This is a genomic window from Thioclava atlantica (genome assembly GCF_000737065.1).
In the GTDB taxonomy this organism is placed as follows: domain Bacteria; phylum Pseudomonadota; class Alphaproteobacteria; order Rhodobacterales; family Rhodobacteraceae; genus Thioclava; species Thioclava atlantica.
This window is the reverse complement of sequence record NZ_AQRC01000002.1, coordinates 226,729-238,964: the sequence shown is the minus strand read 5'-3', so window position 1 is coordinate 238,964 and position 12,236 is coordinate 226,729. Positions and strand designations below refer to the sequence as shown.

Annotated in this window: 13 protein-coding genes and 1 riboswitch; of the genes, 11 read left to right on the top strand and 2 right to left on the bottom strand. The window is 66.8% G+C overall.

Annotated features, from left to right (window positions below; genetic code table 11):
- The first annotated feature begins 24 nt into the window (after positions 1 to 24).
- Positions 25 to 216, top strand: a riboswitch (cobalamin riboswitch).
- Positions 217 to 354: 138 nt separating this feature from the next.
- From DW2_RS03630 to DW2_RS03585, 10 genes are all read left to right on the top strand, one after another.
- Entirely contained in the window at positions 355 to 2,187 is a 1,833-nt protein-coding gene (locus tag DW2_RS03630; RefSeq protein ID WP_156102866.1) for a TonB-dependent receptor plug domain-containing protein, read from the top strand.
- Positions 2,174 to 3,052 (top strand): ABC transporter substrate-binding protein, encoded by an 879-nt coding sequence (locus DW2_RS03625; protein WP_162178882.1) that lies wholly within the window; start codon positions 2,174 to 2,176, stop codon positions 3,050 to 3,052. Before DW2_RS03630 ends, DW2_RS03625 begins: the two co-directional genes overlap by 14 nt.
- Positions 3,049 to 4,032 (top strand): FecCD family ABC transporter permease, encoded by a 984-nt coding sequence (locus DW2_RS03620; RefSeq protein WP_038143890.1) that lies wholly within the window; start codon positions 3,049 to 3,051, stop codon positions 4,030 to 4,032. Before DW2_RS03625 ends, DW2_RS03620 begins: the two co-directional genes overlap by 4 nt.
- Positions 4,032 to 4,778: an ABC transporter ATP-binding protein gene (locus DW2_RS03615; protein WP_081874832.1), complete on the top strand. Its 747-nt coding sequence runs from the start codon at positions 4,032 to 4,034 to the stop codon at positions 4,776 to 4,778. Before DW2_RS03620 ends, DW2_RS03615 begins: the two co-directional genes overlap by 1 nt.
- The gene (locus DW2_RS03610; protein ID WP_038143887.1) at positions 4,778 to 5,569 is read left to right on the top strand and encodes a cobalamin-binding protein; all 792 of its coding nucleotides are present in this window, start codon (positions 4,778 to 4,780) and stop codon (positions 5,567 to 5,569) included. The genes DW2_RS03615 and DW2_RS03610 overlap by 1 nt, the downstream gene beginning before the upstream one ends.
- A gap of 77 nt (positions 5,570 to 5,646) precedes the next feature.
- Positions 5,647 to 7,257 (top strand): FMN-binding glutamate synthase family protein, encoded by a 1,611-nt coding sequence (locus DW2_RS03605; RefSeq protein ID WP_038143885.1) that lies wholly within the window; start codon positions 5,647 to 5,649, stop codon positions 7,255 to 7,257.
- 322 nt (positions 7,258 to 7,579) lie between these two features.
- Entirely contained in the window at positions 7,580 to 8,095 is a 516-nt protein-coding gene (locus DW2_RS03600) for a YeeE/YedE thiosulfate transporter family protein (RefSeq protein ID WP_038143883.1), read from the top strand.
- Positions 8,092 to 8,745 carry a DUF6691 family protein gene (locus tag DW2_RS03595; RefSeq protein ID WP_081874831.1) on the top strand — a complete coding sequence of 218 codons (654 nt, stop codon included), beginning with the start codon at positions 8,092 to 8,094 and terminating at the stop codon, positions 8,743 to 8,745. The genes DW2_RS03600 and DW2_RS03595 overlap by 4 nt, the downstream gene beginning before the upstream one ends.
- A 39-nt stretch (positions 8,746 to 8,784) precedes the next feature.
- Positions 8,785 to 9,495 (top strand): protein tyrosine phosphatase family protein, encoded by a 711-nt coding sequence (locus DW2_RS18970; RefSeq protein WP_051855277.1) that lies wholly within the window; start codon positions 8,785 to 8,787, stop codon positions 9,493 to 9,495.
- Between the two features lie 71 nt (positions 9,496 to 9,566).
- The gene (locus DW2_RS03585) at positions 9,567 to 10,307 is read left to right on the top strand and encodes a DUF6969 family protein (protein WP_038143882.1); all 741 of its coding nucleotides are present in this window, start codon (positions 9,567 to 9,569) and stop codon (positions 10,305 to 10,307) included.
- 11 nt (positions 10,308 to 10,318) lie between these two features.
- Here DW2_RS03585 and DW2_RS03580 read toward each other — a convergent pair whose 3' ends face one another.
- Positions 10,319 to 10,897 carry an ImuA family protein gene (locus tag DW2_RS03580; protein ID WP_038144036.1) on the bottom strand — a complete coding sequence of 193 codons (579 nt, stop codon included), beginning with the start codon at positions 10,895 to 10,897 and terminating at the stop codon, positions 10,319 to 10,321.
- 233 nt (positions 10,898 to 11,130) lie between these two features.
- On the opposite strand from DW2_RS03580, the gene DW2_RS03575 reads away from it, so the two are divergent.
- Complete coding sequence (locus DW2_RS03575; protein ID WP_038143880.1) at positions 11,131 to 11,337, top strand: cold-shock protein; 207 nt, start codon at positions 11,131 to 11,133, stop codon at positions 11,335 to 11,337.
- A gap of 102 nt (positions 11,338 to 11,439) precedes the next feature.
- On the opposite strand, the gene DW2_RS03570 is transcribed toward DW2_RS03575, so the two are convergent.
- Positions 11,440 to 12,054 (bottom strand): thioredoxin family protein, encoded by a 615-nt coding sequence (locus tag DW2_RS03570; protein WP_202900081.1) that lies wholly within the window; start codon positions 12,052 to 12,054, stop codon positions 11,440 to 11,442.
- Between the last annotated feature and the right edge of the window lie 182 nt (positions 12,055 to 12,236).

The following is a 12,236-nucleotide window of genomic DNA, read 5'->3' as shown; positions in this document are numbered from 1 at the left end:
CCTTGACAGGAGGTTGCCGTCGCGGCACATCGGCGGCACTTCGGTTCCGCGTGAGCGGATGAAAAGGGAACCCGGTGCGGCATCTGCCTATTCCGGGGCTGCCCCCGCAACTGTGAGCGGCGAGCGACGGCTGACACGCCACTGGGACATTCCCGGGAAGGCCAGCCAGAGCGACGACCCGCGAGTCAGGAGACCTGCCGAGGCGCTCATCCTTTCTGCCCGTGCGGGGTGCGCGGGAGAGGCGGATTTCCGTCAGTGGTGACATTCTTCACCGTCGGCGGAAAGGGCATCTTTCCAAAGACTTGCAAACAAAAGCTCAACGGCCTCAAGGCCGTGTTTCGAGGGATTTTGGAAATGGCGCACTCACGAATTGCCGCAACCCTTCTCTTCACCACCGCGCTCGCCGCCCCGGCCTTCGCGCAAGACAGCCAACCCTACGCGCTCGACGAGATCGTCATCTATTACGGCGCGCTCGAGCCGCGCTCGTCCGACGAGACCGCGCAATCGGTGACCGTGATCTCGAAGAAGGAGATGGAAAAGACCGGCGAGACCCGGCTTGCCCAACTCATCGCCCAGGCGCCCGGCGTCGGTATCCTGGCCCGCGGGCCGATGGGCGCGCAGACCGGGTTCACGATCCGGGGCGTGTCGCAGAACTACGTCAAGGTGCTGGTCGACGGGATCGACGTCTCCGACCCCTCGGCGACGCAGGTTCTGCCCGATCTGGGCCGGTTCAACAGCTTCAACTACGATCGGGTCGAGATCCTGCGCGGCTCGCAATCGGCGGTCTATGGCGGGCAGGCGGTGGCGGGGGTCATCAACCTCGACACGCCGCGCCCCACCAAGGACGGTTTCAGCCAGCGCGTCGATCTCGAGGCGGGCTCCTACCACACCGCGAACGCGGCCTACAGCTTCGGCTGGAAGCAGGGCGAGGACGAGCTCGCGGTGCAGCTGTCGAAGATCTACACGGCGGGCTTCTCGGCCGCCGACAAGCGTAACGGCAATACCGAGGCCGACGGCTACAGCGCCGAGCGTCTGAGCCTGCGCGCCCAGAAACGCGTCAGCGAGGGCCTGCTGATCGGTTTCGCGGGCTTTGCCCAGAACGATCGCGGCGAGTTTGACAAGGGAGGCTCTCTCCCCTCGGATGATGGAGAATACACAATTCACAAGGAGCGGGGCGCACGTCTTTTCGGACAATTCTCCACAGGACGCTTCAACCACGAGCTTGGGCTGAGCTATTTCACCACAAAACGTGATAACCGGGGCGGTCCCTACGGTCCGTTTTACTATCAGGGAAAACGCCGCACGCTCGACTGGAAGGCTGCGACCGATCTCGGGCAGGGGCGTCTGACCTTCGGCGCCGACCGCAAGCTCGAGACCTATACCGGGACCTATGTCACCGGGCAGGTGCTGACCGCCGATACCGGGGTCTTCGCGGAATATGCCTTCGAGCCGGTGACGGACGTGAACGTGGTCGCCTCGGCGCGCCATGACGAGCATTCGCAATTCGGCGGCTTCACCACGGGCCGTCTCGGGGTGACCTGGCAGGCCGATGCGCAGACGCTGGTCCGCAGCTCGATCGGCAACGGCTTCCGCGCGCCCTCGGGCTACGAGCTTTACGCCGGCTACGGCGCAGGCAACCCCGACCTGCAGCCTGAGAAATCGCTCAGCTACGATCTCGGCGTGGAGCGCAAGTTCGGGGCGCAGACCCTGACCGCGACGCTGTTCAGGATCGAGGTCGAGGATCTGATCGACTATTCCTCGAGCACCTACAGCTACTACCAGACCTCGGGCACCGCGACGCGGCAGGGCCTCGAACTCGGCCTGAAAGGGCCGCTGAGCGACCGGATCGACTATCGCCTCGGCTATACCTATCTCGACTGGTCGAACCCGGCGGGTCTGTCGAGCGGCTCCACCTGGAACACCGCTTTCGGGCGTCATACTCTGACCGCCGGGCTCGATGCGAAGCTGACTGACCGGATCACCGCGGGCGCCGATCTGCGCGTGGTCGCCGACCGCCAGAGCCAGCCCGATTACGGTGTCGTCAATGCGCAGCTCCGCTACGATCTGGGCGAGGGCAAGGAGGCCTATCTGCGTATCGAGAACCTCTTCGACGCGCAGTATCAGCTCTGGCCGGGCTATGGCACGTCGGACCGGGCGGCCTATGTGGGGCTGCGTGCGCAGTTCTGATCCCAGAGCGGGGGCGCGTGTCGCCCTCATCGCCGCCGCTCTCTGGGCGGCGGTTCCTGCGCGGGCCCAGACGCCCGCGCAGACCAATGCCGACATGCCGGATCGCGTCGTCTCGATGAACCTGTGCACCGATCAGTTGGCACTGGCGCTGGCCGATCCGGGCCAGATCGTATCGCTGAGCCATTTCGCCACCGATCCGGGCATGTCGGTGCATTGGAAACAGGCTGAAGACTACCGCGCAAACCACGGGCGGGCCGAAGAAATCTCGATCCTTCATCCCGATCTCGTGCTCGCCGATACCTGGTCGAACCCGGACACGATCCGGATGCTCAGGACGCTGGGGATCCGGGTCGAACAGCTTCCGCCTGGCACTTCTCTGTCCGAGATCCGGGCGCGGATCACCACGATGGGGCGGCTGCTCGGTCACCCCGGGCGGGCGGCGGCGATGCTCGCGCAATTCGATGCCCGTCTCGCCGCGATCGAGAAACCCGCGCCGGGGCTGCGCGCGGCGATCATCGGCCCGAGCGGATATGGCTACGGGCCGCGCACGCTCGAAGGGCAGATCCTCGCGATGGCGGGGTTCACCAATGTCGTCAGCGGGCCGGGGCTGGACTGGGGCGGGCGGCTGCCGATGGAGGATCTGGTGATGGACCGGCCCGATCTGGTCGTGGTCGGCGGCTCGCAGGGCGAGACCGGGACAAGCCGCGCGCAGGAGGTGCTGGCCCATCCGGTCCTGCGCGATCTTCCGGTGGTGCGGGGCTTGCGCGACGCGAGCTGGACCTGCGGCGCGCCGGCGATGCTCAATGCGGTGCAGGACCTCGCCGCGCTCGGGCGCAGGATCGAAAAGGAGAAGCTCACGCAATGAGTTACCGGGCGATCCTCATCTGGTTGTCGCTGGCCTGCGCCGCGCTGTTTCTCGCCTCGCTGCTGATCGGGCCGTCGGGCATCGGCCCGCTCGAGGGGCTGCGCGCGCTGATCTCGGGCGATGGCGCGGCGGGGCTGGTGATGCGCGAGCTGCGCCTGCCGCGCGCGGTCCTGGGCTTTGGCGTCGGGGCGGCACTCGGGCTGTCGGGGGCGGCGATGCAGGGCTTCCTGCGCAACCCGTTGGCCGAACCGGGGCTGATCGGCACCTCTGCGGGCGCGGCGCTTGGCGCGGTGATCGCGATCCAGACCGGGCTTTATGCCACCTTCGCGCTGGCGCTGCCCTTCGCGGCGCTGGCGGGCGCGGGCGTCGCCGTGGCGCTGATCCTGATCCTTGCGGGGCGCGAGGGGCGGGCGCTGGTGCTGATCCTCGCCGGTATCGCGGTCTCGGCGCTCGCGGCGGCGGCGACCGCGATGGTGCTCAACCTCGCGCCCTCGCCCTATGCCGCGGCCGAGATCGTGTTCTGGATGATGGGCTCGCTTGCCGACCGCTCGGTGACCCATGTGGCGCTCGCGGCTCCCTTCCTCGGGCTCGGTGCGCTGATCCTGCTGCGCACCGGCGCGGGGCTCGATGCGCTTTCGCTGGGCGAGGATGCGGCGGCCTCGATGGGGATCTCGCTCAAGCGATTGCGGCTCGAGATCGTGCTCGGCACCGCGCTGATGGTGGGGGCGGCGACGGCGGTCGCGGGCGCGATCGGCTTCGTCGGGCTCGTCGTGCCGCACCTGTTGCGCGAGCCGATGGGGGCGCGGCCCTCGCGGCTTCTGCCGGCCTCCGCGCTCGGAGGGGCCGCGATGCTGATGGCGGCCGATATCGCCACGCGGGTCATCGCGCCCGAACGGGACCTGAAGCTCGGGGTGCTGACGGCTCTCGTGGGCGCGCCGTTCTTCCTGTCGATGATCCGCAAGCTGGGGCGCGAGGGATGATGCTGGAACTTGCCGACCTCACCGTTCTGCGGGGCGCATGCCCGGTCGTCGATCGGGTTTCCGCCTCGGTGCGCGAAGGCGAGGTGATCGGGCTGATCGGCCCCAACGGGGCGGGCAAGACGACACTGATGCGCGGGGCGCTCGGGCTTCTGGACCATCGCGGGACAAGCTCTCTGGCGGGGCTCGATCCGCTGGCGCGGGCACGGGCGGCGGCGTGGCTGCCGCAGGCGCGCGAGATCGCCTGGGGACTGTCGGTGGCCGAGTTGGTCGCGCTCGGTCGCCTGCCGCATGGGCGCGATCAGGCGGCGGCCGGAGAGGCGGCGGTCGAGGCGGCGCTTGGCCGGATGGGGCTCGAGACCTATCGCGACCGCATCGCCACGCGGCTTTCGGGCGGCGAGCAGGCGCGGGTTCTGATCGCCCGCGCGCTGGCGCAGGAAAGCCCGCTGATCCTGGCCGACGAGCCGATCGCGGGGCTCGATCCGGCGGCGCAGATCGCGACGATGGAGGTCTTCGAGGCCCATGCGCGCGCGGGCGGCGCGGTCGTCACCTCGCTGCACGATCTGGGGCTCGCGGCGCGCCACTGCACGCGGCTCTGGGTGATGGACCGAGGGCGGATGGTGGCGGACGGGCCGCCGGGCGAGGTGCTGAGCGAGGCGCTTCTGGCCGAGGTCTTCCACATCCGGGCGCATTTCAAGATCACCCCGCAAGGACCTGTTTTCCAACCGCTTTCGACGCTGGATACCTGATGGCTTTTCCCCCCGAGCGGATCGTCTGCCTCACCGAGGAGACGGTCGAGACCCTGTATCTTCTGGGCGAGGAGGACCGCATCGTCGGTGTTTCGGGCTATGCGGTCCGTCCCGCCCGGGTGCGCCGCGAGAAGCCGCGCGTCTCGGCCTTCATCAGCGCCGATATTCCGAAGATCCTCGCGCTCGAACCCGACCTCGTGCTGACCTTCTCGGATCTGCAGGCGAAGATCGTGGTGGGGCTGGTGCGCGAGGGTGTCGCGGTCCATGCGTTCAACCAGCGTTCCATCGCGGGTATTCTCGACATGATCCGCACGCTCGGAGCGCTGGTGGGCTGTCCCGAGAAGGCCGATGCGCTTGCGGCGGGATATGAGGCGCGGCTCGCGCGCATCGCCGCCAAACCGCGCCCCGCACGGCCGCGCGTCTGGTTCGAGGAATGGGACGATCCGCTGATCTCGGGCGTGGGCTGGGTCTCGGAACTGATCGCCATCGCGGGAGGTCGGGACGTGTTCGCCGAGCTCGGCCGCGAAGGCAAGGCGAAGGATCGCATCGCCACTCCCGAACAAGTGATCGCGGCCGCGCCCGATATCATCCTCGGCTCGTGGTGCGGCAAGAAATTCCGGCCCGAAAAAGTTTCTTCCCGTCCGGGATGGCAAAGCATTCCGGCTGTTGCGCGCGGACGGCTCCACGAGATCAAATCGACACTCATCCTCCAGCCGGGGCCCGCCTGCCTGACCGACGGGCTCGATGCGATCGAAAACGCGCTCTGGTCCGATCCGGGGTTGCATGCATGAGCGGGCCTCGACATAGAGGCCACGCGCGCTAGACTGGCCGCGCAAGAACAAATGATAACAACCCCGTGGGAGGGGACATGTTCACGCGCTTCGTTCGCTTTTCGCCGCTCGCCCTGTCCGCATTCCTCGCCGTCGTATCCCTTCTCGGGCTGCTGCTGAGCGACTGGTTCCTGATCGGGCTGATCCTCTTCGGTTTCCTGACGCTGGTCGGCATTCACGACCTGATCCAGACCCGCCACGCGATCACCCGCAACTATCCGATCCTCGGCCATCTGCGTTTCTTCTTCGAGGAGATCCGCCCCGAGATCCGGCAATACCTGATCGAGGGCGATGACGAGGACGTGCCGTTCTCGCGCGCCACCCGCACGATCGTCTATCAGCGTGCGAAGGATATCGAGGACGCCAAGCCCTTCGGCACCCGGCTGAGGGTCTCGGAATCGGGGTATCAGTGGATCACCCATTCGGTGAAGCCGCGCCATATCGAGAACAGCGATTTCCGGGTCGAAATCGGCGGGCCGGATTGCACACAGCCCTACAGCGCCTCGATCTACAACATCTCGGCGATGTCCTTCGGGGCGCTCTCGGCCAATGCGATCATGGCGCTGAACCGCGGCGCGAAGATGGGCGGTTTCGCCCATGACACCGGCGAGGGCGGGATTTCGCGCTATCACCGGGAAGGCGGCGACCTGATCTACGAGATCGGTTCGGGCTATTTCGGCTGCCGCAATCATGACGGCTCCTTCAATCCCGAGAAATTCGCCGAGCGGGCCGCCGATCCGCAGGTGAAGATGATCGAGATCAAGCTCAGCCAGGGCGCGAAACCGGGCCATGGCGGCATGCTGCCGGCCGCCAAGATCACCCCCGAGATCGCCGAGGCGCGCGACATCCCGATGGGCGTCGATTGCGTCTCGCCGGCGTCGCATTCGGCCTTCGACACGCCGCTCGAGATGATGGGTTTCATCTCGCAGCTGCGCGAGCTCTCGGGCGGCAAGCCGGTGGGCTTCAAGCTTTGCGTCGGTCACCGGCGCGAGTTCATGTGCATCGTCAAGGCGATGCTGGAAACCGGCGTGACCCCCGATTTCATCGTCGTGGACGGCAAGGAGGGCGGCACCGGCGCGGCGCCTCTGGAATTCGCCAACCATATGGGCTTCCCGCTCGTCGAGGGGCTGAGCTTCGTGCACAACACGCTGCGCGGTGCGGGGCTGCGCGACCGGATCAAGATCGGCGCCTCGGGCAAGCTGGTGACCGCCTTCCACCTCGCCAAGGTGCTCGCCATCGGGGCGGATTGGGCGAACTCGGCGCGCGGCTTCATGTTCTCGATCGGCTGCATTCAGGCGCAGTCCTGCCACACCAACAAATGCCCGACCGGGGTGACGACGCAGGACCCGATCCGTCAGCGCGCGCTGGTGGTGCCCGACAAGGCGCAGCGCGTCGCCAATTTCCACCGCAACACGATGAAGGCGCTGGCCGAGATGACGGGGGCTGCGGGGCTCACCCATCCGGGCCAGTTCCTGCCGCATCATCTGCTGGTGCGCGACCGCGAACGCGACTTCAAGGTCGGCGACGAGATCTATCACTACATGCCCGAAGGGTTCCTGCTGCGCGAGGATGACGATCGCTTCGGCTATCTCAAGCGCTGGAAACGCGCCCGCGCGGACGCGTTCGAACCCTTCGACAGCGGCGTCTGAACGAGGCTGAGCCTGACGATTTCCGACCGGGCGGCGACCGAAAGGCGCCGCCCGGTTTTCGTTCGCGCGCGGGCCTCGCGGGGAAATCCGCCAAAACCGCCATCCGGGCGAATCGGATGGCAGCGTTTGCAACGCGAAGGGGAGTCCGGGGCGCGGCGTCCGCGCTTCGGCGGACGTCGCCTCGCGAAGGTCAAATCACGAAATCGCGTGTCTGCGTTGAGGTTTTCGGCCTTTCGGAGCGTGCCGCGCAACTCCGTTGATCGGTTTCGCGCTTTTGATATCATCATTTGCGAATTTGTTCATGGGAGAGAGGGAGGCTGCCATGAGAGAGACTCCGAAACCATTCTGGTCACCATTGGCGGCGGGCACCGTTCTGGGCCTTGCATTGCTTGTGACCTTCGTCATCAGCGGTCACGGTCTGGGCGCGTCGGGCTTCATCACCCGTCTCGCGGCGCAGTCGAGTGACTGGGTCGCGCCGCAGGCGACGGCCGAGAATTCCTATTTCGGGCCGTTCATGAAGGCGGGCGCGCCGCTGATGTCCTGGATCACCTGGGAGGTGCTGGGCGTGCTGATCGGCGCCTGGCTCGGCGCGCGCGGCGCGGGCCGGATCTCGGTCAAGGTCGAGCGCGGGCCCAGCATCACGCCGACCCGGCGCATCGGTTACGCGCTTGCGGGCGGGGCGCTGGTGGGCTTCGGCGCGCGGATGGCGCGGGGCTGCACCAGCGGCGTCGGGCTCTCGGGCAGCGCGGTGCTGGCCGTCGCCGGCTTCGTCTTCCTGATCGGGTTCTTCGCGGCCGGGTTCGCGGTCTCGATGATGATGCGGAGGATGTGGCAATGACCTTTCCGATCTATGACAGCGGGATCGCCTCGGGGCTGCTTTCGGGCGTGCTCTTCGGTTATGCGCTCGAAGCGGCGGGCTTCGGCAGTTCGCGCAAGCTCACCGCGCAGTTCAGCCTGCGCGATTTCGCGGTGTTCAAGGTGATGTTCACCGCCGTGATCGTCGCCGCGATCGGGCTTTACGTGCTGCGCAGCGCGGGCGTGATCGGGGTGAACGCGGTCTATATCCCGACCACCTTCTACTGGGCCATTCTCGCGGGCGGCGCCCTGATCGGCGCGGGTTTCGCGATGGGCGGCTATTGCCCGGGCACCTCGGTCGTGGGGATCGCCTCGGGCCGGATCGACGCGGTGGTCTTCGCGATCGGCATGGTGCTCGGCACCACCGTATTCGCGGCGGTCTTCGACCCGCTGACCAGCTTCTACTTCGCGGCCAAGGGGCCCGATGCACAGACCCTGCCGCAGCTCTTCGGGGTGCCGGAATGGGTGGTGCTGCTGGCGCTGGTGATCATCGCGGCGGTCGGTTTCCGCCTCGGAACGATCGTCGAGCGCTCGCGCGGCGGTCCGCTTACCGCCGAGGAGGTCTGCGCCCCCGACGACGAACTCGATGACCATGCGCTGCGCGGTTCCGGCCGCTCCGCGATGCATGGCTGAGCCTGTTTCGACCTGAGCACATTTTGGGAGGAGTGTTCGATGAAGACGAAGAAACGCAAGAGCTTGCTGCGTGCCGCGATGGTGCCGGTGACGGCGGTGGCGATGTCGGCGGCAGTGCCGGCCGCGAGCCGAGCGCAGGCGACCAACCCCTGCGCCCCGGCCGCGGTGGTCAATCCCTGCGCCCCCGCCGCGATGCCCGCCAACCCCTGCGCCCCGAGCGCAGCGCCCGCCACGACGGCAGAAGCCGCGCCGATGGCGAAAGGGCCTTATGACACCACCGTCAAGGCAACCCAGGCGCCCTATGGCGACAAGATGCCGCCGATCGTCGATAACTACCTGCGCGCGACGCCCTATGTCGGCACCGGCGGTTTCATCGACCCGACCGGCATCCCGATGCTCAAGCAGCTCGGCTTCAAGACCGTCGTGAGCCTGCTCAAGCCGGACGAGGGTGCGCCGAACGAAGGGGATCTGGTGAAGAAATCGGGGATGAACTACATCCAGATCTCGGTGCCGACCAAGGCGCCGACGGCCGAGCAGGTCGCCGAATTCGCCAAGATCGTCGAAGACCCGGCGAATTACCCGATCCTGCTGCATTGCGAGAGCTCCAACCGGGTCGGCGCGATGTGGGCGCTCTACCGGGCCTCGAAGGGGGTCCCGCCCGAGATCGCGGTCGAGGAAGGTCGCCAGATCGGGCTCAAGACGAGCCGCGAGCCGGCCGTGCGCGAACAGCTGGGCATGGCGCCGCTCTGATCGTGCGGCTAGTCTGATCTCGTGGGGCTGGCCGATCCGGTCGGCCCCGTTTTCACTTTCCCGGAGCCCCCATGACGCTCAAGACCGAGGCTACCATTCTCGAAGATATCCCGATTGCCGGATTGCCGCGCGGGCGGCTCGAGGAAATGCACGATGCCGCTGAGACGGTTCTCGAATGCGAGACGGTGCTAGCGAAGTCGGGGATGAGCGTGGTCTCCGAGGTCTTGCGCGGGCAGGGCGATTTCCTGACCTGGGAGCGTTATCCCAAGGGCGATGTCTTCGATACCGAGACCCATTGCCACTATTTCTACCATGCCCACGACCCGCGCGAGATGACCGAGGGGGAGAACGGGCATTTCCACCTCTTCATGCGGCCCGACGCGGTGATCGCGGGGCTCGAGCCCTGGGCGCTGCCCGGCGCGCGGATCCCCGAACGCGGCCAGCGCTTCACCCATATCGGCGCGATCAGCGTGGACGGGCGGGGGCACGCGCTGCGCCTCTTCACCACCAATCGCTGGGTCACCGACGAGTGCTTCTACCGCGCCGGGGACATGATCCGGCTGCTGGAGCATTTCTCGATCGAGCTGGCGCATCCGAACTGGGCGGTGAACCTGTGGCTGAGCGGCATGGTCACGCTCTACCGGCCGCAGCTCGAGGCGCTCCTGCGCGCGCGCGACGCCCGGATCGAGGCCTGGATGGCAGAGCATCCGGGCTCCGAGGTGCTCGAGGATCGCGGGTTGCAGAACGTCACCGAATGGGTCGTCGATCCGGTGGCTCAGGTGGGTGCGATCGAGGATCAGCTCGACCTTTGAACGCGGGCCGGTCAGACCGGCTCGGGGGCGCTGTCGGTCACGTCGAGGATCTCCGGGGCCCGGTCGCGCGCATTCCAGCGGACTTCCCAGACCCGGCAGGGGCCGGACTTGTTCTTGATCTGACGCCAGCGCAATCGTGGCGCGCTGACACCCTCGCGCAGCCCCTTTTGCAAGGCGGGAGCGGCGTGCCAGCGCGTCTCCGCCGCGTTCGATCCGACCCCTTGCGCGACCAGGCACAACCCCGTGGCCGGCCCGGTCTTCGCCGCGAGCTGCAGCCGCCGCCCCTCGGTCAGGCCGATCGGGCTGCGGATCTCGCCGATCACCAAGGGCACCGAGCCGTCGCGCAGCGCCTCTTCCATGACCGCGAGCGTGTCGGTCTGGTCCTTGCCCCTCGCCATCAGCAGCCGGTCGGGATCGAAGAAGGCGGCCAGCCCGCGCGGGAACAGCCCCTCGCGGCGGTGGCGCTCGTTGACCCACAGGATCGGCCCCGTGGTCGTCGCCGCGACCGCGCAGGCGAAGCTGGTCGCACCGGGGCCGCAGACCTCATGGGTGCGGCCGGGACGCAAGGGGAAGGGCAGGGGCGTGGACATGGGGCCCAGCATAGGCGAAACAAAAAGGGAACGAAATAGGCTCTCGCCACGGCTCCCCGGGGGGGCGCTCCACCTTCGGGCTTGTCTTTCTCCCCATGAGGCCCTATCTATCATTCTGCTACGTTTGATTCCCAGATGCACTGTCTCCTTTACGGCTTCAGTTTGCTTTAAAGAACTGACACGGCCGAGCTGACGCATTCCGCAGGCAGCACACTACTTGAAGGAGACTCACGATGGCCGAAGGCACCGTGAAGTGGTTCAACAGCACCAAAGGTTATGGCTTCATCGCACCGAGCGATGGCGGCAAGGACATCTTCCTGCACATCTCGGCGGTTGAGCGCGCCGGGATCAACCGTCTCGATGACGGTCAGAAAGTGACCTACGATCTGGAAACCGGCCGTGACGGCCGCCAGTCGGCAAGCAATCTCGCCCTGGCCTGAGCCTGAGCGAACGAGATCGAGAACGGCCCGCGCCTCGCGCGGGCCGTTTTTGTTTGGGCGCCGTCCCGGACTGCTTGATCAGCTTGGTTGCGCCGCGGTCACTCACCAGACATCCGGGTCGATACCCTTCTCCTGCAAGGCCGAAAACTTGTCCTGCAGGAACCGCTGGAAGGGCTGGTCGCGATAGGCGCCGCTCGCGACATATTCCAGCCCCGACAGATGGTGGAAGGGTTTGAAATAGCCCGGCATGCGGAAGGCCTCGGCCGCGCGCAGATCGGCTGCGCCCGCGTTCTGAGCCGGGATCAGCACCTGCGTCGGCGTGAAGTTCACGAACCATTTCTGCGCGAGTGCGCGTTCTTCCAACTCCTCGCCATCGAAATCGGTAACCTCCCGCGCGCCCCAGAGATCGAGCTGCAGGACCAGGAAATTCGTCGCGATCAGATCCGTGATCTCGGGGCGTGCGAAATTCACCAGATGCATCTCGCGGCAATAGGGACAGCCGCGCTGCTCGAAGAGCACCAGCAGCCCCTTTCCCTGATCCGCGGCCTCGCTCAGATCCTCTCCGAGGTCGAGGAAACTGTCGTGAAAGAAGCCCTGCTGGTAAAGCCCGCCATCGCCCATCACGGCCTCCGCCCGCGCCGGATGCGCCGCGCCTCCCATCGCCCCGCTTGCGACCATCGCGCCGCCCGTCAGGGCCAACATCTCGCGCCTGTTCATCGCGCCGTCCTCCCTTGTGATGGCGGGAAGTATAGCACAACGAGGCGGGGATCGGCGATGCTGGGGTGGATTGAGCGTTCCGGTAACGCATGCCCGTTTTGGCGACACGCTCCCGTTGCTGAGGAGAAGGTCTGCTATGCGGGACGGGGCTGCCGTTCATTTGGATAGCGAAAGATATCTAC

Bases quoted from the DNA above. Each gene is read 5' to 3' on its own strand.
- DW2_RS03630 (WP_156102866.1), top strand. From the start codon at position 355: ATGGCGCACTCACGAATTGCCGCAACCCTTCTCTTCACCACCGCGCTC.
- DW2_RS03620 (WP_038143890.1), top strand. From the start codon at position 3,049: ATGAGTTACCGGGCGATCCTCATCTGGTTGTCGCTGGCCTGCGCCGCG.
- DW2_RS03615 (WP_081874832.1), top strand. From the start codon at position 4,032: ATGCTGGAACTTGCCGACCTCACCGTTCTGCGGGGCGCATGCCCGGTC.
- DW2_RS03610 (WP_038143887.1), top strand. From the start codon at position 4,778: ATGGCTTTTCCCCCCGAGCGGATCGTCTGCCTCACCGAGGAGACGGTC.
- DW2_RS03605 (WP_038143885.1), top strand. From the start codon at position 5,647: ATGTTCACGCGCTTCGTTCGCTTTTCGCCGCTCGCCCTGTCCGCATTC.
- DW2_RS03600 (WP_038143883.1), top strand. From the start codon at position 7,580: ATGAGAGAGACTCCGAAACCATTCTGGTCACCATTGGCGGCGGGCACC.
- DW2_RS03595 (WP_081874831.1), top strand. From the start codon at position 8,092: ATGACCTTTCCGATCTATGACAGCGGGATCGCCTCGGGGCTGCTTTCG.
- DW2_RS18970 (WP_051855277.1), top strand. From the start codon at position 8,785: ATGAAGACGAAGAAACGCAAGAGCTTGCTGCGTGCCGCGATGGTGCCG.
- DW2_RS03585 (WP_038143882.1), top strand. From the start codon at position 9,567: ATGACGCTCAAGACCGAGGCTACCATTCTCGAAGATATCCCGATTGCC.
- DW2_RS03580 (WP_038144036.1), bottom strand. From the start codon at position 10,897: ATGTCCACGCCCCTGCCCTTCCCCTTGCGTCCCGGCCGCACCCATGAG.
- DW2_RS03575 (WP_038143880.1), top strand. From the start codon at position 11,131: ATGGCCGAAGGCACCGTGAAGTGGTTCAACAGCACCAAAGGTTATGGC.
- DW2_RS03570 (WP_202900081.1), bottom strand. From the start codon at position 12,054: ATGAACAGGCGCGAGATGTTGGCCCTGACGGGCGGCGCGATGGTCGCA.